General features: G+C 33.8%; 22 protein-coding genes, 1 tRNA gene and 2 pseudogenes. 14 read left to right on the top strand and 11 right to left on the bottom strand.

The genetic code is table 11. The annotated features are described in order from the left end of the window. Positions 1–149 precede the first annotated feature (149 nt). The 5 genes from surE (at position 150) to ACNQF8_RS06110 (ending at position 5,093) form a co-directional block, all read left to right on the top strand. A complete protein-coding gene (surE, locus tag ACNQF8_RS06130; protein WP_417951197.1) occupies positions 150–929 on the top strand; it encodes a 5'/3'-nucleotidase SurE in 780 nt (259 codons plus the stop codon). Beyond that, positions 922–1,194, top strand: a complete 273-nt coding sequence (locus ACNQF8_RS06125; RefSeq protein ID WP_417951196.1) for a hypothetical protein — start codon at positions 922–924, stop codon at positions 1,192–1,194. Before surE ends, ACNQF8_RS06125 begins: the two co-directional genes overlap by 8 nt. A gap of 105 nt (positions 1,195–1,299) precedes the next feature. Further along, on the top strand, positions 1,300–2,412 hold the full coding sequence (lpxB, locus tag ACNQF8_RS06120; protein ID WP_417953066.1) for a lipid-A-disaccharide synthase: 1,113 nt from the start codon (positions 1,300–1,302) through the stop codon (positions 2,410–2,412). A 47-nt stretch (positions 2,413–2,459) separates the two neighbouring features. Beyond that, a complete protein-coding gene (locus tag ACNQF8_RS06115) occupies positions 2,460–2,981 on the top strand; it encodes a C40 family peptidase (RefSeq protein ID WP_417951194.1) in 522 nt (173 codons plus the stop codon). Between the two features lie 72 nt (positions 2,982–3,053). Beyond that, positions 3,054–5,093, top strand: coding sequence for a ComEC/Rec2 family competence protein (locus tag ACNQF8_RS06110; protein WP_417951193.1), 2,040 nt, complete (start codon positions 3,054–3,056; stop codon positions 5,091–5,093). On the opposite strand, the gene ACNQF8_RS06105 is transcribed toward ACNQF8_RS06110, so the two are convergent. Genes ACNQF8_RS06105 through ACNQF8_RS06090 form a run of 4 tightly spaced genes read right to left on the bottom strand, consistent with a single transcriptional unit; the run spans position 5,094 to position 11,136 of the window. Beyond that, a complete protein-coding gene (locus ACNQF8_RS06105; RefSeq protein WP_417951192.1) occupies positions 5,094–5,555 on the bottom strand; it encodes a thioredoxin family protein in 462 nt (153 codons plus the stop codon). A gap of 45 nt (positions 5,556–5,600) precedes the next feature. Next, positions 5,601–7,406, bottom strand: coding sequence for a peptide MFS transporter (locus tag ACNQF8_RS06100; protein WP_315208643.1), 1,806 nt, complete (start codon positions 7,404–7,406; stop codon positions 5,601–5,603). A 4-nt stretch (positions 7,407–7,410) separates the two neighbouring features. Next, positions 7,411–8,955 carry a peptide MFS transporter gene (locus ACNQF8_RS06095; protein WP_417951191.1) on the bottom strand — a complete coding sequence of 515 codons (1,545 nt, stop codon included), beginning with the start codon at positions 8,953–8,955 and terminating at the stop codon, positions 7,411–7,413. 9 nt (positions 8,956–8,964) lie between these two features. Further along, positions 8,965–11,136: a S9 family peptidase gene (locus ACNQF8_RS06090; protein WP_417951190.1), complete on the bottom strand. Its 2,172-nt coding sequence runs from the start codon at positions 11,134–11,136 to the stop codon at positions 8,965–8,967. A 179-nt stretch (positions 11,137–11,315) separates the two neighbouring features. Between ACNQF8_RS06090 and ACNQF8_RS06085 the strand changes: the two genes are divergently transcribed. After that, entirely contained in the window at positions 11,316–12,632 is a 1,317-nt protein-coding gene (locus tag ACNQF8_RS06085) for a hydroxymethylglutaryl-CoA reductase, degradative (protein ID WP_417953065.1), read from the top strand. A gap of 51 nt (positions 12,633–12,683) precedes the next feature. Further along, entirely contained in the window at positions 12,684–13,601 is a 918-nt protein-coding gene (locus tag ACNQF8_RS06080; protein WP_417953064.1) for a GYDIA family GHMP kinase, read from the top strand. A 104-nt stretch (positions 13,602–13,705) separates the two neighbouring features. On the opposite strand, the gene ACNQF8_RS06075 is transcribed toward ACNQF8_RS06080, so the two are convergent. From ACNQF8_RS06075 to ACNQF8_RS06050, 6 genes are all read right to left on the bottom strand, one after another. Next, entirely contained in the window at positions 13,706–15,802 is a 2,097-nt protein-coding gene (locus ACNQF8_RS06075; protein WP_417953063.1) for a peptidylprolyl isomerase, read from the bottom strand. 108 nt (positions 15,803–15,910) lie between these two features. Further along, complete coding sequence (locus tag ACNQF8_RS06070; RefSeq protein WP_417951186.1) at positions 15,911–17,170, bottom strand: hemolysin family protein; 1,260 nt, start codon at positions 17,168–17,170, stop codon at positions 15,911–15,913. Between the two features lie 3 nt (positions 17,171–17,173). After that, entirely contained in the window at positions 17,174–17,368 is a 195-nt protein-coding gene (locus tag ACNQF8_RS06065) for a hypothetical protein (protein ID WP_417953062.1), read from the bottom strand. 12 nt (positions 17,369–17,380) lie between these two features. Beyond that, positions 17,381–17,935, bottom strand: a complete 555-nt coding sequence (gene lptC, locus ACNQF8_RS06060) for an LPS export ABC transporter periplasmic protein LptC (protein ID WP_315208620.1) — start codon at positions 17,933–17,935, stop codon at positions 17,381–17,383. Between the two features lie 47 nt (positions 17,936–17,982). After that, positions 17,983–19,233 carry a BamG family beta-barrel-assembly machinery protein gene (locus ACNQF8_RS06055; RefSeq protein WP_417951184.1) on the bottom strand — a complete coding sequence of 417 codons (1,251 nt, stop codon included), beginning with the start codon at positions 19,231–19,233 and terminating at the stop codon, positions 17,983–17,985. Next, entirely contained in the window at positions 19,226–19,960 is a 735-nt protein-coding gene (locus tag ACNQF8_RS06050) for a type III pantothenate kinase (RefSeq protein WP_417953061.1), read from the bottom strand. The genes ACNQF8_RS06055 and ACNQF8_RS06050 overlap by 8 nt, the downstream gene beginning before the upstream one ends. Positions 19,961–20,058: 98 nt before the next feature. On the opposite strand from ACNQF8_RS06050, the gene ACNQF8_RS06045 reads away from it, so the two are divergent. The 7 genes and pseudogenes from ACNQF8_RS06045 (at position 20,059) to ACNQF8_RS06015 (ending at position 21,929) form a co-directional block, all read left to right on the top strand. Further along, positions 20,059–20,131: transfer RNA gene (locus ACNQF8_RS06045), tRNA-Phe, on the top strand. 51 nt (positions 20,132–20,182) lie between these two features. Then, positions 20,183–20,464: a GIY-YIG nuclease family protein gene (locus ACNQF8_RS06040; protein ID WP_417951182.1), complete on the top strand. Its 282-nt coding sequence runs from the start codon at positions 20,183–20,185 to the stop codon at positions 20,462–20,464. 75 nt (positions 20,465–20,539) lie between these two features. Beyond that, positions 20,540–20,722, top strand: a pseudogene (locus ACNQF8_RS06035) (GIY-YIG nuclease family protein); the annotation flags it as partial. A gap of 46 nt (positions 20,723–20,768) precedes the next feature. Further along, positions 20,769–20,900, top strand: a pseudogene (locus tag ACNQF8_RS06030) (nitrite reductase (NAD(P)H) small subunit); the annotation flags it as partial. A 29-nt stretch (positions 20,901–20,929) separates the two neighbouring features. Next, positions 20,930–21,517 carry a DUF4202 domain-containing protein gene (locus tag ACNQF8_RS06025; RefSeq protein WP_417951181.1) on the top strand — a complete coding sequence of 196 codons (588 nt, stop codon included), beginning with the start codon at positions 20,930–20,932 and terminating at the stop codon, positions 21,515–21,517. Positions 21,518–21,603: 86 nt separating this feature from the next. Then, positions 21,604–21,750 (top strand): type IV pili methyl-accepting chemotaxis transducer N-terminal domain-containing protein, encoded by a 147-nt coding sequence (locus tag ACNQF8_RS06020; RefSeq protein WP_417951180.1) that lies wholly within the window; start codon positions 21,604–21,606, stop codon positions 21,748–21,750. Then, positions 21,747–21,929, top strand: a complete 183-nt coding sequence (locus ACNQF8_RS06015) for a hypothetical protein (RefSeq protein ID WP_417951179.1) — start codon at positions 21,747–21,749, stop codon at positions 21,927–21,929. Before ACNQF8_RS06020 ends, ACNQF8_RS06015 begins: the two co-directional genes overlap by 4 nt. 364 nt (positions 21,930–22,293) lie before the next feature. Here ACNQF8_RS06015 and ACNQF8_RS06010 read toward each other — a convergent pair whose 3' ends face one another. Then, positions 22,294–23,604, bottom strand: coding sequence for a M28 family peptidase (locus ACNQF8_RS06010; RefSeq protein ID WP_417953060.1), 1,311 nt, complete (start codon positions 23,602–23,604; stop codon positions 22,294–22,296). Between the last annotated feature and the right edge of the window lie 2 nt (positions 23,605–23,606).

The raw sequence follows: 23,606 nt of genomic DNA, 5'->3' as shown, positions 1-23,606 counted from the left end.
TTTTGTTAAAGATATAAAAATGTTCTTTTGTTTTAAGTTAAATGAATCAACATAACATATTTTTATCTTTTGTTTACACATTCCATTCTGTGTTATTACATTTGTCTTCAAAATTATCAATAATCAATCCCTTTTTGCAACATAAAACAATGACAAAAGATAGACCTTTAATTTTAATAACAAATGATGATGGTATTTCGGCACCCGGACTTAAAGCTTTAATTGCCGTTATGGCAGAAATAGGCTATATTGTTGTGGTAGCGCCAGACACCCCTCAAAGTGCAATGGGTCATGCTATTACCATAAACAGCACTTTATATTTGAATAAAATTTCTAAAGAAAGCGACCCGTTTTTAGAATACAGTTGTTCTGGTACACCAGTAGATTGTGTAAAACTTGCCGTAAATGAAATTCTGAAACGAAAACCGGATTTATGTGTTTCCGGCGTCAATCACGGATCAAATTCTTCCATAAATGTGATTTATTCCGGAACAATGAGTGCCGCTGTTGAAGCAGGTATAGAAGGAATCCCTGCCATTGGTTTCTCTTTATTGGATTATGATTGGAATGCTAATTTTGACAATATAAAATCTTTTATTCGAAAAATATCATTAGAAGTTTTAGAAAACGGACTGCCGGAAGGAGTAGTTTTGAATGTGAATTTCCCAAAATTAGAAGAAAGAGAAATTAAAGGAATCCGAATTTGTCGTCAAGCGAAAGCAATTTGGGTAGAGAAATTTGACAAAAGAAAAACACCTCAAGGAAGGGATTATTACTGGCTTGCAGGAGAGTTTGTAAACCAAGATAAAGGTGAAGACACCGACGAATGGGCTTTGCAAAATGGATACATATCTGTTGTTCCTGTTCAATTTGACTTGACAGCGCATCATGCCGTACAACAACTTAATACCTGGAAATGGAATGAATAAAACAGACTTGTTTATCGGATTTTTAATTGGATTTGCCACTACCCTTCTTGGAAGTTATCTTTTTATAACTTTTTTTACTGAATTTAATTTCATTGCAGGAATTGAAATTATGAAATCACAGGGGAATTTAGGCAAAATCATAACTTTAGGTTCCATTCTTACGCTAATTGCATTTGGTATTTTACTAAAAATTAATAAAGAAACAATGGCGCGTGGTATAGTTTTATCAGTAATAATAATGGCAATTATAACTATGTTTATCTAAGAAACGTTATTCGTTTATCTTTGCAAATTGAAAAACAGATTATTAAAAAGAAATTTGATTTTATATGTTTAAAATCCAAACCTATAAACTCCTAATCAAGAAAGCATGAAATATTATATTATAGCAGGTGAAGCTTCAGGCGATTTGCATGGTTCAAATTTGATGAAAGAACTGTATAAAAAAGATCCAAATGCTGACATCCGATTTTGGGGTGGCGATTTGATGAAAAATGTTGGCGGTACTTTAGTGAAACACTATCGGGAATTGGCATTTATGGGTTTCATCGAAGTAATCTTTAACTTAAAAACTATTTTGAATAATATCAAAGTATGCAAAAAAGACATTGTTGAATTTCAACCAGATGTTCTTGTTTTCATAGATTATCCAGGTTTCAATTTGCGCATAGCAAAATGGGCCAAAGCGTTAGGCATGAAAACACACTATTATATTTCACCTCAAATCTGGGCTTGGAAAGAAAATAGAATAACTGATATCAAACAAGACATTGATAAAATGTATGTGATTTTACCTTTCGAAAAACAATTCTATGAGGACAAACATCATTTCCCGGTTGAGTTCGTGGGGCATCCGTTGATTGATGCTATACATAACCAACCAGCAGTTGATCCAATCCTTTTTAGAAAAGAAAATCAATTAGACGAAAAACCAATTATCGCCATTTTACCGGGCAGCAGAAAACAGGAAATCACTAAAATGCTATCTGTAATGTTGAGCGTTGTAAATGATTTTCCAGAGTATCAATTTGTAATTGCCGGTGCTCCAAGTCAGGAATTCTCGTTTTATAAAAATTTTATTTCTCATAAAAATATAAAATTCATCTCCAATAAAACATACGATTTATTGCGAAATTCAACTGCTGCATTAGTCACTTCAGGAACTGCAACCCTGGAGACGGCACTTTTTAAAGTCCCTGAAGTAGTGTGTTACAAAGGCAGCTGGGCTTCCTATCAAATTGCAAAACGAATCATTACACTCAAATACATCTCATTAGTAAACTTGATAATGGATGAAGAAGTGGTCACCGAATTAATCCAAGAGGAATGCACCACAAAACGCATTCGAGAAGAACTGAAAAAAATTTTGGAATCCAATCATCGCAATACGCTTTTAGAAAAATATGCGTTATTAGAAGACAAATTAGGTGGCATTGGTGCTAGTGAAAAAACCGCTAAATTCATTGTTTCTGATTTACAATAGCTTACAACTAAATTGCAACTATTTAAATTCATCAAAAATATATTCTTTTGAAACATTTCGCATTCCTATTACTGATTCTTGTTTTTTTTACGGCTTGTAAATCGACTTCCCCTATAGTCACTTCTAAAAAATCCGACACAAAAAAAGAGAAATTAACGAAATCAGAAAAAAGAAAAACAAATCGTTTGGCAGAAGAACTGATTGACGCAGCTGCTGAAAATCTTGGGGTAAAATATAAATATGGAGGTACAACAAAATCAGGTTTTGATTGTTCCGGCTTGATGTACAACATTTTTGATTCACACAACATAACGCTACCTCGCAACTCTTATCAACAGTCAAAAATAGGTGACGTTATAGATACCAAGCGTGAAGAGGCGCAAAAAGGAGACTTAATATTTTTTAAAACCAACAAAAATTCACAGATAAATCACGTAGGAATCGTCATTGAAGTCAATGATGACGAGATAAAATTTATTCATTCTTCTACTTCAAAAGGTGTAATTATTTCCTCAACGAAAGAACCTTATTATAAAAAGACCTTTGTTCAATTGAATCGGGTGTTGTAGACAATTAAAAAGCGGCGTTACTTTATAGTAAAAATAAAGTTGTTTCTTACTAAAAATCCGTACTTTAGATACATGAAAGTACTCGAATTTCCTTTAGCGAGAATAACAATTGGATTTATTTCAGGAATCCTTTTCGCCTACTACTTTCATCCATCACTATTATTACTCTTTATTTTACTTTCAATATTCATTAGTATTTTTGGAGTATTGTATTTTACATTAAAGAATAAAAGCAAGAATGTTTTCTATTTTGGTTTGACAACATATCTCCTGTCTTTTCTTATCGGAATATCAACTCAAGTAATTCACATTGATCATTTTCAAAAAAGTAATTACAGTCACATTACGACTATTTTTGAAGAACCGCATTCCATTTCCTTAATCATTCGCGAGAAGCTAAAAAGCAATCTGTTTAGTGACCGCTACATTGCCATTATAAACCGGGTAGATGAGAAAGAACAAACGGGTAGAATCATTTTGAACATTCAAAAGGACAGCATGCATCATGAATTTGAAATTGGGACTCCTTTACTTATTAAAGGAATTTTATCTAAAAACAGACCTCCAAATAACCCGAATCAATTTGACTACAGCAAATATCTCGAAAACAAACAAATCTATGCGCAACTGTATGCGGATGTTGAGGAAATCAAAATTGGAACTGAAATAGAGAAAAACATCTGGTATTATTCTTCTAAATTAAGAACAAGGATTATTCGGAATTTAGAAAAAAACAACTTCAACAAAACAGAATTGAACGTTGCCATTGCTTTAATAATGGGACAACAACAGGATATTTCGCCAGAAATCATAAAGGATTATCAATATGCCGGAGCTGTACATATTTTATCGGTATCAGGGCTGCATATTGGATTTATTTTGATTTTTGTTACCTTCATTCTAAAACCTATTCCTAACACAAAGCGTGGTTCATTTATAAAACTACTTATCATTCTTGCCTCTTTATTCACTTTCGGAATCATTGCTGGTTTAGCACCTTCGGTAGTGCGTTCCGTAACGATGTTTTCGTTCGTTGCCATTGGAAATCATTTAAGAAGAAGCGTCAATATATATCATACTTTATTAGTTTCCATCTTACTGATTCTGCTTTTTGAACCTTCCTTTTTATTTGATGTTGGTTTCCAGTTAAGCTATTTAGCCTTGTTTTTCATTATTTGGTTGCAACCTCTTTTGGCCTCTATTTGGTTACCAAAAAATAAGATTTCAAAATATATTTGGGACATTCTCACGGTTTCGTTTGCTGCACAAATAGGAACTTTACCGCTGAGTATTTATTATTTCCATCAATTTCCAGGCTTATTTTTTGTTACCAATTTAATTGTCATCCCACTATTGAGTATCATTATGATTTTGGGAGTTTTAGTCATGCTTTTAGCCGCATTTAACAGCATTCCAATCTTCCTTTCACAACTACTAGAATGGAGCATTTATTACTTGAATAAAATCATTAATACCATTGCTTCTTTAGAACAATTTATACTACAAGACATTCCATTGCATTTTTATTTGTTGCTTAGCAGTTATTTAGTAGTTATAACTGCAATTATTTGGCTCAAGAAACCTAGTTTTAATAAATTAGTAATGGTATTGATTTCAATTATTATTGCACAAATTTCGTATTTAAGTATTCAATGGAATATTCAACACGAACAAGAATGGATTGTTTTCAACATCAAAAGAAACACATTACTCGCAGAACGAAATGGCGAAAACATTACGGTCTACGCAAATGACAGTATTTTGAAAACCGCTCAAAAAAACAATGCATTAAAGTCGTATCGAATTGGGAATTTAAGTCGCATTAAAGCTAAAAAAGAATTGCAAAACCTTTTTTATTTCAATGGAAAGAAGATTTTCATTCTAGACAGTTCGGGAGTTTTTCCAAAAAACATACATCCGGACATCATTGTTCTGACCCAATCTCCCAAAATAAATATTGAACGCTTGTTACAAAATACAAAACCAAAGATGGTCGTAGCCGATGCTTCTAATTATAAAACCATTCAAAAACAATGGAAGGCGACTTGTATGAAACAAAAAATCCCTTTTCACGCTACGAGTGAAAAGGGATATTATAAATTGAATGACTAATTATTTCTTCTGAAGAAAACCATTTGCAACAGCTAACCATGCAGATGGTCCTCCAGCAACATATCCAGTACTTCCTAGACCTTGAAAATTCACTTTGCCATCTACAGTTGTAACATTCGCAAAATGGATTGTCGGGAATCCTTGAATAGCAAACACTTGTTGTAATTCGTCATTTTGTTTTTTTATCTCAGGAGTCTGTGGCGCTCTTCTAGGATAATCTAATTCTACCAGAACCACATTTTCTTTGGCCCAAGCCGCAAATTCAGGTGTTTTCAAAACCTCTTTTTGTAACCTGATACACCAACCACACCAATCGCTACCAGTAAAAAACAACAACATTGGTTTTTTAGTTTTGTTAGAAACTTCCATAGCCTTGACCACATTGGTTTCCCAAACTAATTCTTGTGCTTCAGCGGCAAATGAACCCGCAAACAATAATAAAGCAACTATTATTTTCTTCATATTTATAATTTTTAATTATTGACAAATCAAAAATGATGCCTAAAATTATCGAACACCGTGCATCAATTTCTTAATTACTGGACCCATCAAAATAGAGAATAAAGCCACAACAATAGATATTATTGCTAACATCCAGAAGAAATAACTCAATCCGTGTTCATTGGCAATTTTATCAATGTTTTCTCCAAACATACCTGCTCCTTTCATTCCTATTGCAACTGCAAGATACCAAACTCCAAACATAAATGCAATCATTCTTGCAGGAACTAATTTACTCACATAAGACAATCCTACAGGAGAGATACACAATTCAGCCATAGTGTGGAAAAGATAGACCAAAATCAACCAAATCATACTTACTGAAGCTGTTTTTGCACCCGCTTCGATTCCGCTTGCACCAAAAGCCACACAAGCCATACCAAGCGCTAATAATCCCATACCAATTCCGTATTTTAAATTAGCCGAAGGGTTGTATTTACTTTCCCACCATTTTGAAAATAATGGTGCTAATGAAATAATAAACAATGAATTTAAGGTCGAAAACCATGTTGCTGGAACTTCGGTCAATGCAGTAGTTACTTTATCAATTTTCAACGCTTGCAACGTCTCATCTGATAATGATAAATATCCTGCAGTATAATAATCTTTAGCCAACATCCATATTGCTATTGTCCAAATAATTATAAAGCTCACACTTAGAATAATATTTGCAAGAGCGTAAAATTTAAAAGTTTGTTTGAATAATAAAATCAATACCCAAGTAATAATTACTAATGGTAAAATTGTAATCAATGAATTCATCACTAAAAACACCACACTCCAATTACCTGTTAAAACTCGATCGGTATAATCATTTGCAAAAATGGTTAAACTGTTTGGAGACTGTTCAAAAATTGCCCAAAAGAAAATAGTCAGAAACGCAAAGAATGTAACGGCTATTAATTTTTCTTTAGTAATTTTAGAATATTGCGTAAATCTATAAATCAACAATATAATAAAAACAACCAGTGCTGAAACTATAGCAATAGAATTACCATTTGGCCCTAAGAAAGAAAAAACATTTACTTTTCCTCCAGATATTTTGGACGCAGGATCATTCAAAAGCCACAATAAAGCTAGTAATGATGAAAATGCAATAGCCGCTAATTGTATTGGTGAAAAAGGATTTCTTTTATCTGTATCCAAAGCTTCTGCTTTTGCTTTGCTTTCTTTGTTTGGTTTTAATCCAATGTCTCCAAAGATATTTTGAGACAACCAAAACTGTAACATTCCAAAGAACATGAAGATTCCGGCTAAACCAAATCCGTATGTCCAACCTACTTTTTCCCCTAAATAACCACAAAGTAAAATACCAAAGAAAGCCCCGGCATTTACACCCATGTAGAATAACGTATACGCACCATCTTTTTTCTCCGGACGGTCTTTGTACATTTCAGATACGATTGATGTCATGTTTGGTTTAAAAAAACCATTTCCAAAAACCAACAATACTAATCCTAAATAAATAGAAAATTCAGTTTCGACAGCCATAGAAGCGTGTCCTAAAGTCATCAAACTGGCACCTACAACAACGGCCCATCTAAAACCAATTACTTTATCGGCAAAATAACCACCTAACATCGTGGATAAATAAACCAATCCTACGTAGGAACCAAATAATGCAGAAGCATTTTCACGAGTCCATTCCCAACCACCATCTGTAAAGGAAGCAGTTAAAAATAATATCAATAAAGAACGCATTCCGTAGAATGAAAATCGCTCCCACATCTCTGTGAAGAATAAAACGAATAATCCCGCTGGATGTCCTAGAACGGTACTTTTAAAAAATTGGTCTGTAGTATTTTCACTCATATTATTAATTATTTAATTCTTTATCTACTCCGTGCATTAATTTTTTAATTATTGGCGAAAGTACTAATAGTAGCAATCCAAAACCAAGTCCTGTATAAAATAAATATTCAAAAAGTACTAAGTAACTCTGTTTTGCTAAATTCAAATCAGGTGCTGTACCATTTGAAGTATCCACAGAAGCTATGTTAGCTAAAATGGAAGCTATAAATTCCGAACTGGCTGTTGCCAAAAACCAAACGCCCATCATGAACCCAACGATTTTTGCCGGGGATAATTTAGTCACTGCAGAAAGTCCTACTGGTGACAAACTCAATTCTCCACAAGTATGTAAAAAATACGCTAATATTAGCCAAATTGCTGCTACTTTTCCTGCGCCAGAAAGATTGATACCCATCACTAACGCTCCAAAACCTAAACCAACTAGAGCTAATGCCAAAGCAAATTTTACCGCTGTATTCGGATTGTATTTTCCTAAATTTGGCCATATCCAAGCAAAAACTGGAGCTAGCAAAATTATAAATAGGGCATTAAAACTTAAGAACTGTCCAGCAGATACTTCATAACCAAATATAGTTCGGTCAAGAATTCTGTCGGCAAATAAATTCATAGAGGTATACGCTTGTTCAAATAATGCCCAGAATACAATTGTAAATACAATCAGAATAGTCAAGGCAATCAATTGGTGACGCGCTTTACCATCGAGTTGCGTCGCTGCGTAATAAACAATGTAAACAAAAGAAATTCCACCCGCAATTTTTAAAGCCCATGAAACCGCATCGTGATTTTGAACCATTTGCCAAAACAATAATGTTGACAAAACACTTCCCACATAAATTAACCATTCATTTTTAAGTCCAAACGATTTGTTTTCTAGGAAAGATGGGTTGTTTGATTCTCCTTTTCCCAACAATAATTTTCTGCCGGAAATAAAAGTCAATAATCCAAAAAACATTCCGACTCCAGCTGCACCAAAACCATAACTCCAACCATATTTTTCACCAAGCCAAACACAAATTAGCGTAGCCAAAAAGGAACCTAAGTTGATTCCCATGTAAAACAAAGTAAATCCGGAATCCCTTCTTTTATCACCCGTTTCATATAATTCTCCAACTAATGAAGAGATATTGGCTTTTAGAAAACCAACTCCGACAATTATTAAGGATAATGAAAAGTAAAATATTTGTAAGGCTGTTTCGTCTCGCGTAATCTCGCCAGTCATAGATTGTGTGGCGGCATTCCCTTCATAAGCCATTCCTAAATGACCCAACACAAGCATTATACCCCCAAAAACAATTGCTTTTCTAAATCCCAAATACCTGTCGGCTATAAAACCCCCTAAAACGGGCACTGCGTATACGAGTGCAGCGTAGCTTCCAATCAGTAAATTCCCAGAAGTATCTGAAAACAAATGGTACTTTGTCAGATAAAAAATCAATAAGGCTTTCATACCGTAGAACGAAAACCGTTCCCACATCTCGGTAAAAAACAATATAAAAAGCGCCTTTGGATGTCCAAAAAATTCTTCCTTATTCAATGCGTCGTTTGTCATAAAGCGCTGTTATAAATTTTCTTTGATAAAATTAGTCATTTTTGTATACAATTGAATTCTGGTTTTTCCGCCGTAAATCCCGTGATTATTGTCTGGGTAAATTTGTGAATCAAATTGTTTATTAGCCTGAATCAAAGCTTCCATCATTTGCATAGAGTTTTGAACATGCACATTATCATCTCCTGAACCGTGAATCAAAAGAAATTTCCCTTTCAATTTGTCCACATGGTTTATTGGTGAATTATCATCGTATCCGCCCGCATTTTCTTGCGGTGTCGTCATGTAACGTTCCGTGTACACACTGTCATAAAAACGCCAGTTCGTCACTGGGGCTACAGCAATTGCCATTTTGAAAACATCATTCCCTTTCATAATACAATTAGATGCCATAAAACCACCATACGACCAGCCAAATATACCAATTCTAGATTTATCAACAAATGCGTAATTTCCTATTACTTTGGCAGCGTCAATTTGGTCTTCCACTTCGTATTTTCCTAATTGCAATTGCGTCACTTTTTTGAAATCAGCACCTTTAAAACCAGTTCCACGTCCGTCAACACAAGCCACAATGTATCCTTGTTGTGACAACATCATAAACCAATAATCATCGGTACTATTCCACTCATTGTTTACTTGTTGTGAACCCGGACCAGAATATTGGTACATGAATACAGGATATTTTTTTGCCGGATCAAAATCTTTCGGTTTAATCATCCAAGCATTTAGTTCATTTCCTTTTGCTGTTTTTAAAACAAAAAACTCTTTAGCCGGTAAATTATAGCTTTTTAGCTTTGCAGCCAATGATTCATTGTTCTCAATAACTTGAATTTGTTTTCCAGCTTTAGCTTCGTTCAATGTATAAGTTGTAGGCTGAGACGCACTAGAAAACGTGTTGATGTAGTATTGAAAATTCGGACTGAATGTCGCAGCATTCGTTCCTGTATTTTGTGACAAACGCACTTTGTTTTTTCCGTCAAGACCTATTCTGTAAACATCTCTATTAATTGATCCATTTTCTACAGACTGATAGAAAACCGTATTTGTCTTTTCGTCTAAACCATAGTAATTCGTTACTTCCCATTTTCCTTTGGTCAGTTGGTTTTTCAATTTACCGTTCTTGTCATATAAGTAAACATGATTGAAACCGTCTTTTTCTGAAGTCCAAATAAAACTGTTGTCTTTCAAGAAAGTCAAATTGTCTGTCACATCAACATACGCTTTGTCTTTTTCATTCAAAACTACTTTTGCAGTTCCTGAATTACCATCGATAAATAACAAATCCAAATTGTTTTGGTGACGATTCAATACTTGCGCAGATAATGTATTCGCGTCATTTGTCCATTTCATTCTGGCGATATAAAAATCATTGTAATTACCAAGATTTACATTTTTTATCGCATTCGAATTTACATCATAAATATGTAACGAAACTAGTGCATTCTTCTCACCAGCTTTTGGATATTTAAACGTTTGCATCATTGGATACAACTCTTTTCCAAACATGGACATCGAAAATTCCGGAACCTGACTTTCGTCAAAACGAATGTAGGCTACTTTTTTGCTGTCAGCACTCCAGTCAAAAGCTTTTACAAAAGCAAATTCTTCTTCGTAAACCCAATCCGTAATACCGTTGATAATGCTATTTTTTTGTCCGTCTGTAGTTATTGGAGTCGATTTATTAGAAGCTAAATCATATACATACAGATTATTTTCTTTGGCGTAAGCAATCTTTTTTCCATCAGGTGAAAAAGTAGGCTCCTGAACTTGAAAATTAAATAACTTTTTTAATTTTTTATTTGCGATATCATATAAATAATAATCAGCAGTAAAAGAGTGACGGAAGATTTGATTGGTATTGCAAGCTAATAGAATCATTTTTTCTGAAGCGTCAAAAGTGTAACTGTCAATCCCACCTGATAACTCTCTGTGCGATTTTGTATCGATTAATGTAGACACTTTTTTTAATGTAGCAAAATCATACAAATCAATCTGCATACTTCTGGACTGCCTGTCAGCATTCAAAACCGTATACTGATTTGTGTTTTTCAACGATTGCAATTCATCCATTCCCTGAGCACGAAATGTACCGTTATAAAGTTCATCAATTGTGATTTTTTGTTGACCAACAACCGTAAAACACAAGAATAAAAATAATGCTATAATTTTTTTCGAATACATACTATTTATTTAAAGATAAAAACTGTCAATTTTAGTGAAAAAATTACAATTATCGGTCATTTTATATGTTAAATGTAAAAAGTAATATAAAAAATAACCTTTCACTGAATATAATTTGATTGTAAATAAAACGGCTAAAACCGTATATTTGCAACTAATTACACCATAATCAATTGAGAATGAACAAGGCTATTAGCGGATTTTCTAAATTATCCAAAGAAGAAAAAATTAAATGGATTGCCAATCAATATTTTTCAACACCTACAGAAGCCATCGCCTTGCTGAAAAACTATTGGAATTCTGATGAAAAAATACAGAAATTACACGATGAATTCATCGAAAACACGATAACCAATTTCTACATTCCACTGGGAGTAGCTCCTAATTTCCTGATTAATGGAAAATACAGCACGATACCCATGGCTATTGAAGAAAGCTCTGTGGTAGCCGCTGCCTCAAAAGCCGCTAAATTTTGGTCCACGCGTGGCGGATTTAAAGCAACCGTAATCAATACTGAAAAAATTGGGCTGGTTCATTTTATCTATAAAGGCGATGTGTCAAAATTGAATTTGTTTTTTGCTCAACACAAAAGCAAATTTTTCTCAGAAACAGAATCGATTACCACAAATATGCAAAAACGAGGTGGCGGAATTTTAGACATTGTTCTAAAAGACAAAACCGATTTGCTGCCTAATTATTTTCAACTACATGCTACTTTTGAAACCAAAGACAGCATGGGAGCAAATTTTATCAATTCGTGTCTGGAACAATTTTCCAAAACATTAAAAGAGGAAGCACATAATTACGACTTGTTCACAGAAACGGAGAAAGAGATTGAAGTAGTGATGAGCATTCTTTCGAATTATGTTCCAAATTGCATCGTAAAAGCCGAAGTTTCTTGCCCAATAGAAGAATTAGAAGAAAAACACATTCTACATCCACAGGAATTTGCCGAGAAATTTGTGCAAGCCGTTCAAATCGCCGAAGTCGAGCCGTATCGTGCCGTAACGCATAACAAAGGAATTATGAACGGAGTGGACGCAGTTGTTTTGGCAACTGGAAATGATTTCCGCGCCGTAGAAGCAGGAATTCACGCCTATGCATCACGAAATGGAAAATATTCCAGTCTTTCCCATGCCAAAATCGAAAATGGTATTTTTACTTTTTGGCTAGAAATCCCATTAGCATTAGGAACTGTTGGCGGTTTGACTTCCTTGCATCCATTGGTAAAATTGTCACTGGAAATGCTGGAAAAACCATCTGCCAAAGAATTAATGCAGTTTGTAGCCGTAGCTGGTTTAGCCCAAAATTTTGCCGCTTTACGTTCTTTAACCACAACAGGAATTCAGGAAGGACACATGAAAATGCATTTGAACAACATCATCAACCAGTTTGAAGCCACCGATGACGAACGCATTTTAATCCAGAAATATTTCAAAAAAAATACCGTTTCACATAGCGCCGTGGTGACTTATATTGAAAGTTTAAGAAAATAATTTTATCTTGAAGCAACAAAAAATAAGATTGCTTCGTTCCTCGAAAAGACAATGAAAAAAACATTTTACAGTAACGGAAAGCTTTTAATCACAGGAGAATACCTGGTTCTTGATGGAGCTAAAGCCTTTGCATTACCCACGAGAAAAGGGCAAAACCTTATTATTGAAGAAGGAGGCAACAAAGAAATCATTTGGAAAAGTTATGATGCGGATGGAAGCATTTGGTTTGAAGACACCCTTTTATTTTCTGATATTTCTAAAGAAGTTAATACTGAAAACGAATCGGTCAAGGCTACACTTACTACTATTTTACACGAAGCATTTAAACTAAATCCGAATTTTATTTTAAATTCAGATGGATACACTATTACTACTGAAGTTGGATTTCCTAAAAGCTGGGGTCTGGGAACGTCATCGACTTTAATAAACAACATTGCTCAATGGCTGCAAATCGATGCGTTTACACTGCTTAAAAACAGTTTTGGAGGCAGCGGTTATGATATTGCGTGCGCACAAAACGACACTCCTATTATATATCATCTGGAACACGGCAATCCTATGGTTGAAAAGGTAATCTTTAACCCAGAATTCACACAAAACCTATACTTTGTATATCTCAACAAAAAACAAAGCAGTAAAACCGCAATAGCGGCATATAACATTAATAAAAAAAATAATCTGACGAGAACTATTGCTTTAAATGACACTATAACTTCTGAAGTTTTGAATGCCACTACGCTTCAATCTTTTGCTACAGCAATACAAAAGCACGAAGTACAAATGAGCATTATTCTGGAAACACATACTATAAAAGAATCCTTGTTTCCAGATTTCAATGGCGTGATAAAAAGTCTCGGTGCCTGGGGAGGCGATTTTGTAATGGCAATTGCTGCTGAAAATCCCAGCGATTATTTTATCTCAAAAGGATATAAAACTATCGTTCCCTATACTGAAATGATATTGTCTTAGTTTCTATTATTATCTCAGCTTTCAACAACTACATTAAAACAAAAATCCCGATACATTAAACATGTATCGGGCTTTTTTATTTTGATTAATTACTTCTTATAAAATTAGTAATTGAAATCTTTTCTGATGTCTTCAATTTTAGCATTAGCTTTCAATGCAGGAATTACTCTATTTGCATCTGAAGCGCTTTGTGCTTTTAATTTAGTCACATAAGCAGCATGGCTTTTCAAAACCGGTGCTTTTACTGTGCTCATATTTTTCACCACATAAACTCCAGTATTTCCTTCAATTGGAGCAGATAATTTGTTTGCTACTAATGCAAATGCATTCCCAACTACTTTTGGCTCTTGACCTACACCAGGTAACATAGTGTTTTCCATAGTAAGACCAGTCGCTTGTTGTACTGTTCCTCCTACTGCTTTTGCAATTGCTTCAAGAGAAGAACCTGACATTTTTGCTTTGATAAGCTCTGCTTTTTTCTTGTTTTTAAGAATCGGCTCCACATAAGGTCTAACTACTGAAACGGCTACTAAACCAGAATCGTCAATGCTTTTCAATTTTGCAATAACGTGACCTACGTTAGCTACTTCAAATCTTTTTACAGCTCCTACTTTAATACCATCCTCAAAAGCCCATCTTACGATTGTTCTTTGATTTCCTAATGTTCCAAAGTTCTCATCCATTCCTTTTACAGAAACAGCCGGAGCAACTTTAAGTCCCAATTCTTTTGCTACTTTATTAAAATCTTTATCTGTAGCATCCATCTCTAATTTAGTTGCCTGAGTAAATATTTTATCAGAAGTTGCTTCTGAAGCTTCAATTTTTTGCGCTACAGTAGCCAAACGAATTCCGTCTTGTTTGTCCGTAATTTTAATAATATGAAAACCAAAATCAGTTTCTACTAAACCAACTTTACCAATACCATTATTAAAAACAAAATCATTAAAAGGTTTTACCATTTGATTTTGACCAAAATAACCTAAATCACCACCTTGTTGTGCTGATGAATCATCAGAATTTGTGAAAGCCAACATCATGAAACTATCTGGATTAGCATTTACTTGTGCCAAAATACTTTCTGCTTTTGCTTTTGCTTGTTCTTTTGTTCTTTTTTCTTTTTGGTTAGGAGTTTGTGTTCCTTCGTAACCAATTAAAATATGACTTGCTTTAGCATTAACTCCTGATTTCATTCCCATAGATTTTGAGATACAGTAGTATTTCCCAAACATATATGGTCCATAAACTGCACCTGGAGCTAGGTTAAATAATTTATCAGCATCTACAGCCGGCAAATCTTTCTTAGCGATATAAGTAGAATCATAAGGAACATCTGAATTTGAATTTACAAATTCTACAGTGTTTGTAGTAGTTCTAAATCCTGGCAATGTATCGTTTTTACCTGTAGCTTGGTTGTAAACCACACTTCCAGTTAACAACGCATTTATTTTTGTTTTAACTTCAGTTTCATCAGCAGCAGAAGCTTTGTCTTCGATCAAAACATATTCTACTTCACGAGACTCGTCAGCTTTGTATTTTTTTTCATTTTTCTTCATGAAATCAACAATCTCAGCATCAGTAACTTTTACTTCACTGTCTTTAATTGTAGAATATAAACCTGCAACGTATGCAAAATTTACTTTGTTTGCTTCCATTTCATATTTCAACTTTCCTTCACTTTCAGTCGTATAAACTGCCGCTTTAATCAAAGTATTATACATTTGGTATTTAGCATTCAAATCAGCATCTTTCTCTCTATCTTTCAAGAATTGAGCTTGTGCAGGATTTGCTTTGAAGTATTCTTTGAATTTTACAACATCAAAAACACCGGCAGCATTTAAAAACAATGGATTTCCACCAATATTTTGATCAGCTTTCAAAACTTCCAATAAGTGTTTTTCACCTACTCTAAGTCCTAATTTATCAAATTCAGAAGTTAATAAAGCAACAGAAACTTCTTGCTCCCAAACTCTGTTTGCTGCTTCAGTTGAAGTAATCCCTTGACCACTTTTTTCAACATTACTTACTTTAACTCTAAAATCTTCAAATGAAATATCTTTTCCATCGATGCTTCCTACATCTTTTGATGTACTGCTAAAACCACCGCTATTGAATATATCACCTATGATAAATGCTAATAAACAAAACCCGATAACGAGTATCAGAAGAAGTGAACGTTGTCTAATTTTTTGTAAAACTGCCATTTTATTGTTGTTAATTTTTATATTCAGTTTGCGAAAATACAATTATCTAATTAATAATTATACTAGTAGCGTTTTATTTTGCAAGAAATTTTATTTTCCTAAAAAAAATCACTCTTGTACGGTCATTTTTACTAATTCTATTTTCTTATTTGTGGCTTCTTCAATTATAAAATGATAGCTGCCTATGGTAATTGCTTCCCCTTTTTGAGGGATTTCTTTTGTAAAATCGACTATAAAACCACCAAGTGTTCCATAAGAATCACTTTCGGGAATAGCCAATTTATAGGTGTCGTTTAAGTATTCTACATCAAAACGAGTTGAAAAAACAAAAACTCCGTCTCCTAATTCTTTTTCTATCAATTCTTCGTCTGAATCATGTTCGTCTTCAATTTCGCCAAAAAGCTCTTCTACAATATCTTCTATGGTAATAATTCCCGACGTTCCTCCGTACTCATCTAATACTACAGCGACACTTTTTCGCTTTTTAGTAAGCAAATTCATGGCGTCTTTTATAAATATTGTCTCCGGAACAAACTCAACCGAAATCACAATTTCCTTGATATTATTAGGTTTTTTAAACAAATCAAACGAATGGACATAACCAATAATATCGTCGAGTGAATTTTGATACACCACAATCTTAGAATAACCCGTTTCGATGAATAATTCTTTTAGATTCTCTATTGAATCGAATACATCAACCGCAATAATTTCGGTTCTGGGACTCATCACATCTCTGGCTTTCACACCAGAAAACTCCAAGGCATTTTGAAACATGAGTATTTCAGAATCTACCATTTCGTTGTCCTCCACACTGCTCATTTGCTCGGTAATGTAATTCCCAAGTTCTATTCTACTGAAATACAACTGAATTGTATCTCCTTCAGTTTTGAAGAATTTCTTCAAAATAAAATCAGAAATCCCAATAAAAAAAGTAGAAATGAAATAGAAAAACTTATAAAAAAAATAAGCTGGAACAGCAAAAATCTTAATTAATGAGTTCGCATAAATTTGAAAAAAAACTTTAGGGAGAAACTCTGCAGTAATCAATATCACGAGAGTCGAAACCAGAATTTGAAGTACTAAACTTAACCCATCTGAAAATTGATATTCTAAAACAGCAAACCAGCGCAATAACAATTCGCCCATAAAAAAACCATAGACCACCATTGCTATGGTGTTCCCAATAAGCATGGTTACTATAAAATTAGTCGGTTTTTCAGTAAGCTTCGTAAGTATTTTTGAAACGAAATTATCTTGTTTTTTTTCAATCTCAAGATATATTTTATTGGAGGAGACAAAGGCTATCTCCATTCCTGAAAAAAAAGCACTTAGTATTAGACACAATATGATAATACTAATTTCCATTAATTAGGATTTTTTGTTTCGATCATCAAATTTTTTGGCAAATTTTCTTCTAAAGAAAAACATAAAAATAGCCAATCCTGCAATCATGAAACTCAACCAAAACGTTCCTTCGGGATCATTTAATTTAGTGATACCATCGTAAATGAAATAGGCTCCAAAAACAAGGTAAACGTATTGTGTATATTTTAGGTAATTCATAATGTATTTATATTAATCGGCGGATTCTATTTCGCCAGTTATTTTTTGAGAATTAATCACTTTGAAATCTTTACTAAAATCGATTCCTTGTCCATTTGAAGTTCCTTTTGGATCTGATAATTTAAATTTTCTTTCTGTAAAGAACCATTCATTTTTTTGATCAAAATACAATTGCTCGGTTTCTAAAGTCTGACCATCTTCCGTGAAAATTTTTACTTTTCCCTGTAAATCGATAATGTTTGTGCCTTTATACGAAATAGCATAATTAGACTTGATAAATGTTTTCTTCGCTTTTTTATCGAATAAAGTAACATCGATTCCTTTTGGAAATTCCGTAAAGGGAAAATCAACACTAGTATAATCTAGCATTTTAGCACTTACCAGAATTGCAGTAATTCGTCCTGAATCAGTGTATTTCAAATTTACCAAATCAGCGTCACTATTTGGAATAAACTCCGAAAAATTAATCTTCTGAATTTCCTTAAAATTACTTTCGCAACCAAAAAACAGTGTCACAGCAAAAACTGTGACAACTGATTTAAGATACTTTTTTTTGACTAAAGTCATACGCTGAACTTGACCAAGATATTTGGCACTTCTACCAATTCTTGTTATTAGTTGAATTTTCGTTTTTCAAACCATTTGTCATTAAGTGAAAAACTCACACTTAAGTTTGCATAGTTCTCCTGAACAAGATTTGCTTTTGTAGTTCCTTTTTTCCCTAATTCGAAACCAAAATTCACATTTGAGAAACTACCTGTTATAGGAAGTCCCAAACCAAAAGTTAATCCCATATCATTTATAGATTCAGAGTTGATAACCAATCCTGTTTTTTCATATTTAAGACCCGCTCTGTAAACAATTCTTTTTGCATAACTAGAAAACGAATTGTAATTAGGAATATAATATCCTCCTAAACTAACGCTGCCATATTTTCCATAACCTACATTAGCTGCATCATTGTATTCATTTGCCTGACCTGAAGTTTTACCGTAAGCTATCTTACCACCAACAAGCCATTTTCTAGCCTCTCCAATTCCTGCGCTCAACGATATTTTACTTGGCAATGTTATACTAGCCTCTGTTTTGACATCATCAAGAGCATCAACAACAGCCAAATCAAAATTTGAATTATAGATTACTGTCGAAATATTTCTAGTATTTTTAGATGTCAAAGTACTTTCCAATGAATAAGTCAAACTACTGAAAACCGATATTTTTTTGTAAATCTTAGTTTGATACATCATTCCAAGATTAAAATTCACTCCTGATAAATCTGCTGAATTCAATTCGCGTGTCCCAATAGGAACTCCAGTAATGAATTCAAGGTTATTGCTTTCAATTTTTCCAAAATTATAATTCACATCAGCACCAATGTTAAAATTTGGAGCAATTTTATATCCAACACCAAAAAAAGCTTTATTCAAACCACCTGTACCATTAAAACGTTTGTTGTTTTCTGTTCCACTGTCTGAAATAGATTCAATTTTATACCCAACAGAAGAATATGGAATCAATCCAAAACCAAAACCAAATTTACCCAAAGGCAAACCAACTGCTAGATAATCCAAAGTAGTTCTTGTCGCATTAGCTGATTCAGTATTGTTTTTTAAAGTTGTAGTCCCGTAAGTTCCTCCTAAAGTAAAAGTAGTTAATTTAAGATTTGCGTAACTGGCTGGATTTTGTAAGTTCATGTGTATACTATCCTGCTCAACAGCCACTCCTGCCATAGAGCGGTTTTCAAGCGTTCCTTTGAACCTTACATCCCCAATTCCGTAAAAAGAATATGGAGAAGATGTTCCTTCTTGAGCAAAAGACACTAATGATAAAAGCAAACATGCGCTTATTATAATTTTTTTAATCATTTTTGATTTTATATTGAAATGTTTGATTCAAACTCTCCAGAAGAAAATTTGAATTGGCAAATATGGTATTTTTTAATCGTTTAGCCAAAAAATCTGTGTCGCCACCCGTTAAAATTATTATAAAATTTGAATACCTTGCTTTATATTCATCGATAAAACCGTCAATCTCATAGACGAAACCGTTAACCACACCAGAATGAATTGATTCAGAAGTGGAGGTTCCAATGAAATCTTTTGGGCTTTCTAATGATAGCAAAGGTAGTTTTGCCGTAAAATTATGCAATGATTCGTAGCGCAATCGCAATCCTGGCGCGATGGCTCCGCCCAAATAATTATTTTCCTCATCAATAAAATCATAGGTAACACACGTTCCTGCGTCAATAACCAATCGATTCTGATTTGAAAACTGAAGCGTTGCTCCTGCTGCAAGAACCATTCGATCAATTCCTAAAGTTTTAGGAGTAGCATAACGATTCTGGAACGGAAAAGGATCTTCATGAGATAGAAAATGCACATTCAATACATTGTTATAGACTAAAAAAAACTGTTTTTCGACATCTCCAACAGACGAAACGATCAAATCAGTTATTTTTTCGAATTTTTTTAAAATATTTTCAATATTTTTTTGAAGTTCTATTTTAGAAAAAACAAAAATTTCAAAAAGGGTAGCATCCTCAAAGACAGCCGCTTTAATTCTGGTATTTCCAACATCGATAACTAAAATCATAATTTGGTTTTTGATGTTGCGAAGGTACGAATTGATTTTTTTTAAAAAATGTTTTGGATAAACTAAAAATCATTCTATATTTGCACCCGCAACAGCGAGGTACCTTAGCTCAGATGGTAGAGCAATGGACTGAAAATCCATGTGTCCCTGGTTCGATCCCTGGAGGTACCACAAAACCCGAATAGAAATATTCGGGTTTTTTGTTTAACATCATTTCTAAAGATGCATTATCTCTATATTCTTTATTCAAAATCCACAACTAAATATTATGTTGGCGAAACACATAATATAGAAGAGAGACTAATAAAACACAATCAACACACCTATTCTGGATCATTTACAAAAATCGCTAATGATTGGGGTTTAACCCTCCTTTTCAATTGTTCAAACAGAGAAGAGGCTGTTTTTCTTGAAAGATTTATCAAGAAAATGAAAAGCAGAATTTTTATTGAAAAAATAATTAAAAACCCTTCTATTCTTGAAGACATTTTATCCAAAAAATAATCCATGCATCCCTGGTTCTCCCGAAGCCTCGGGACTGGAGGTACCACAAAACCCGAATAGTCCCGACGCTTCGGGATTCGGGTTTTTTGTTTAACATCATTTCTAAAGATCCATTATCTCCATATTCTTTATTCAAAATCCACAACTAAATATTATGTTGGCGAAACACATAATATAGAAGAGAGACTAATAAAACACAATCAACACACCTATTCTGGATCATTTACAAAAATCGCTAATGATTGGGATTTAACCCTCCTTTTTAATTGTTCAAACAAAGAAGAGGCTATTTTTCTTGAAAGATATTCCCTGTCCAATGCACAAGAAAACATTTTCTCTTATCAATGGATCAAATTTGAATGGAGATGATTTAAAAATCGCTACTTATCCGGTAAAAATTGTTGAAAATGCGGTCTTCGTAGGCTTTTTGGAATAATTATGTATCTTTGATTTTAAACATTTCAAATGACAACAACACCATTCCAGAACGCCAGCACATGGATTGATGCAGAAAATGCACAAGATCCAAATCACGAAATATACCAATCAATTTCTCATCCAAAAGAATTATTATATTCGAATCGAATGTATGAAAGACTGATGGATTTTCATCCAAATGCATCCGAAGCCGTTCAAATTGCATCCAAGGCACAACATATTTGCCGATGGAAAGTAGCCAGAGAATCCTACCCAATTGACCGCGTGGGTTATTTGAAATGGCGTGAAGATTTAAAAAAATTCCACGCTAAAACTACGGCTGTAATTTTAGAAAAAGCTGGATATTCAGAAGAATTCATAGCACGGGTTACGTTTCTTATAGAAAAAAAATTACTCAAAAAAGACACCGAAACACAACTACTCGAAGATGTAATTTGCCTGGTATTTCTAGAATATTATTTAGACGCATTTGTTCACAAACACGACAGGGAAAAACTGAAAAATATCATTCTGAAAACTTGGAATAAAATGTCTGAAAAAGGACATCAGGAAGCCCTAAAAATAAACTTCAGCACTACAAACTTTCAATTGATAAAAGAGGCTTTAGAATTGTAATTCAATTTCTTCATGAAAAAAAAGCTACAACATCCATAGACTCCGTTTCATTCAAAAATTTAAGGAGACTGTATTTATTCGCCTTATTGACGATTGCCATTACCGTATTATTGAGCCAGCTCTTAATACAATACAACCTGTACAGTCAGCAAAGCGATTCACGGATAATCAATATTTCTGGAAAACAAAGAATGTTGAGTCAAAAATTGACAAAGGAGATTTTAATTTTGTGACGGATACTTCCAAAAGCGAGCAGGAAATCATCCGAATCAATGAAATAATCTCGCTTTGGAAATTCAACTACAATGCTTTAAAAAAAGAAAGAAAATACCAAAGAAGCATTGCTACTTTTGGGTCTATTGAAACTATTTTGAGTTTAAATCAGTACAATGTCAAGGTAGAATTGCAATAAATTCCACAAATTATAAAATATAAAAATGGGTAATTATTTCACAAAGCAAGATTGTAAAATAATTACCCATTACTACTATATAACCCGTTGGGTGTAATTCAATTTGTTTAATTTTTTAACCACATAGAAACATAGATATTTAAATTTTGGAGGGTGTTTCACTTTTTTAGAGAAACCCATAGCTATGTGAACCCAAGACCCGAGCGATAACGAACAGGCGAAGCAATTGGGCTATCCGACTCTTTTTTCTATGTTTCTATGTGGTTCAATTTTTTTATTTAAGACTAATTGAAATTTTTATTAATTACACCCAACGGGTACTATATAGACTTTACTTATCAAGAAAGAAAGCCGAAGAACTTTACTAATTTCTATTCAAAGCACTGCTATCCACTCTTGATGGCGTATCTTTTCCGTTAATGATACTAGAAGAACTGATGGCAATGGCTTTAATGATTTGTGTCATGTTAACCATATCTAGAGTTTCTATTTCATCACTTACTTTGTGGTAATTAGGTTCGCTATCCATTTTAGACGTAGAAATCGTATGTGCAGGAACACCCAGTTTTGCCAGAGTCGCATTATCGGAACGATAGAATAATTGTTGTTCCGGATAAGGATCCGGGTAAAATTTAAAAGCTGAACCTTCTAAATTTTTCTGCAATATTTCTCCCATACTTGATTTTTCATAACCTGTAATATAAGCTGAATTTTTACCCCATTTCGATTCGGTTCCAATCATCTCCAAGTTAAACATAGCCATAACTTGATCTGGGTTTAATTGTTTCGAAAAATATTGAGAACCATAACCGCCTATTTCTTCGGCTACAAATGTGGTAAACAATATCGTACGCTCATTATTATTTAGTTTCTTGAAATACTTCGCTAACATGATTACGGCTGTAGTTCCCGCTGCATCATCATTGGCACCATTATAAATAGAATCGGTTGCATCATGTTGCTCCCCTTCTGCAGGCGAACCCACACCCAGATGGTCGTAATGTCCTGAAAACACTACATATTCATTAGGTTTGCTTTTTCCTTTCAATACGCCTACTACGTTATTCAATGCCTTTTTTGTAACGGTATTGGTGCCTTCTATTGAAAACTGCGTCGCCTCAGTAGCGCCAAAAACAAACACCACCGTATTTCCTTCAGGATTAGCGCTCATTTGCGTAATGTGTCTCACATTTGGGATTCGGGCTTTAAAAGAAGCATCTACAAGAACCAACAGGTTTTTAGCGCTCTGGTAATATTCGTAAAACTTCGGGCCAAATTTATCTCCGGCATTTATTTTCACTACCTGAACATCACTTTTTTCAGTCATTGCCATTTGCGGTTGGTAGGAAAACGAAACCACATCCGCTTTATCTATTGCTTTACCATCGATTAAAACTTTCAGGGAAACATTTTTAGACTCCGTCATGAAAAACTCCTGCTTAAAATCTTTCGCACCGTTAAATGTCTGCAGTCCTATTTTCTTAAATTGAGATTCAATAAATGAGGAAGCCTTATCGATACCCGGAGTAAACGCTCTTCGGCCTTGCATATCATCTGCCGAAAGCACTTTCTCTATTTTGGTAACGTCTTTTATTTTGATAATTTTATTGATGGACTGCGCCTGCAACATACAAGCCGAGCAAAGTACAACAGCACTTAAAACAATTTTTTTCATAA

The organism is Flavobacterium labens (assembly GCF_048286755.1).
In the GTDB taxonomy this organism is placed as follows: domain Bacteria; phylum Bacteroidota; class Bacteroidia; order Flavobacteriales; family Flavobacteriaceae; genus Flavobacterium.
Note: the sequence above shows the minus strand (reverse complement) of the source record. Positions and strands in the feature narration are given on the sequence as shown.

Bases quoted from the DNA above. Each gene is read 5' to 3' on its own strand.
- surE (WP_417951197.1), top strand. From the start codon at position 150: ATGACAAAAGATAGACCTTTAATTTTAATAACAAATGATGATGGTATT.
- ACNQF8_RS06125 (WP_417951196.1), top strand. From the start codon at position 922: ATGAATAAAACAGACTTGTTTATCGGATTTTTAATTGGATTTGCCACT.
- lpxB (WP_417953066.1), top strand. From the start codon at position 1,300: ATGAAATATTATATTATAGCAGGTGAAGCTTCAGGCGATTTGCATGGT.
- ACNQF8_RS06110 (WP_417951193.1), top strand. From the start codon at position 3,054: ATGAAAGTACTCGAATTTCCTTTAGCGAGAATAACAATTGGATTTATT.
- ACNQF8_RS06105 (WP_417951192.1), bottom strand. From the start codon at position 5,555: ATGAAGAAAATAATAGTTGCTTTATTATTGTTTGCGGGTTCATTTGCC.
- ACNQF8_RS06100 (WP_315208643.1), bottom strand. From the start codon at position 7,406: ATGAGTGAAAATACTACAGACCAATTTTTTAAAAGTACCGTTCTAGGA.
- ACNQF8_RS06095 (WP_417951191.1), bottom strand. From the start codon at position 8,955: ATGACAAACGACGCATTGAATAAGGAAGAATTTTTTGGACATCCAAAG.
- ACNQF8_RS06090 (WP_417951190.1), bottom strand. From the start codon at position 11,136: ATGTATTCGAAAAAAATTATAGCATTATTTTTATTCTTGTGTTTTACG.
- ACNQF8_RS06085 (WP_417953065.1), top strand. From the start codon at position 11,316: ATGAACAAGGCTATTAGCGGATTTTCTAAATTATCCAAAGAAGAAAAA.
- ACNQF8_RS06080 (WP_417953064.1), top strand. From the start codon at position 12,684: ATGAAAAAAACATTTTACAGTAACGGAAAGCTTTTAATCACAGGAGAA.
- ACNQF8_RS06075 (WP_417953063.1), bottom strand. From the start codon at position 15,802: ATGGCAGTTTTACAAAAAATTAGACAACGTTCACTTCTTCTGATACTC.
- ACNQF8_RS06070 (WP_417951186.1), bottom strand. From the start codon at position 17,170: ATGGAAATTAGTATTATCATATTGTGTCTAATACTAAGTGCTTTTTTT.
- ACNQF8_RS06065 (WP_417953062.1), bottom strand. From the start codon at position 17,368: ATGAATTACCTAAAATATACACAATACGTTTACCTTGTTTTTGGAGCC.
- lptC (WP_315208620.1), bottom strand. From the start codon at position 17,935: ATGACTTTAGTCAAAAAAAAGTATCTTAAATCAGTTGTCACAGTTTTT.
- ACNQF8_RS06055 (WP_417951184.1), bottom strand. From the start codon at position 19,233: ATGATTAAAAAAATTATAATAAGCGCATGTTTGCTTTTATCATTAGTG.
- ACNQF8_RS06050 (WP_417953061.1), bottom strand. From the start codon at position 19,960: ATGATTTTAGTTATCGATGTTGGAAATACCAGAATTAAAGCGGCTGTC.
- ACNQF8_RS06040 (WP_417951182.1), top strand. From the start codon at position 20,183: ATGCATTATCTCTATATTCTTTATTCAAAATCCACAACTAAATATTAT.
- ACNQF8_RS06025 (WP_417951181.1), top strand. From the start codon at position 20,930: ATGACAACAACACCATTCCAGAACGCCAGCACATGGATTGATGCAGAA.
- ACNQF8_RS06010 (WP_417953060.1), bottom strand. From the start codon at position 23,604: ATGAAAAAAATTGTTTTAAGTGCTGTTGTACTTTGCTCGGCTTGTATG.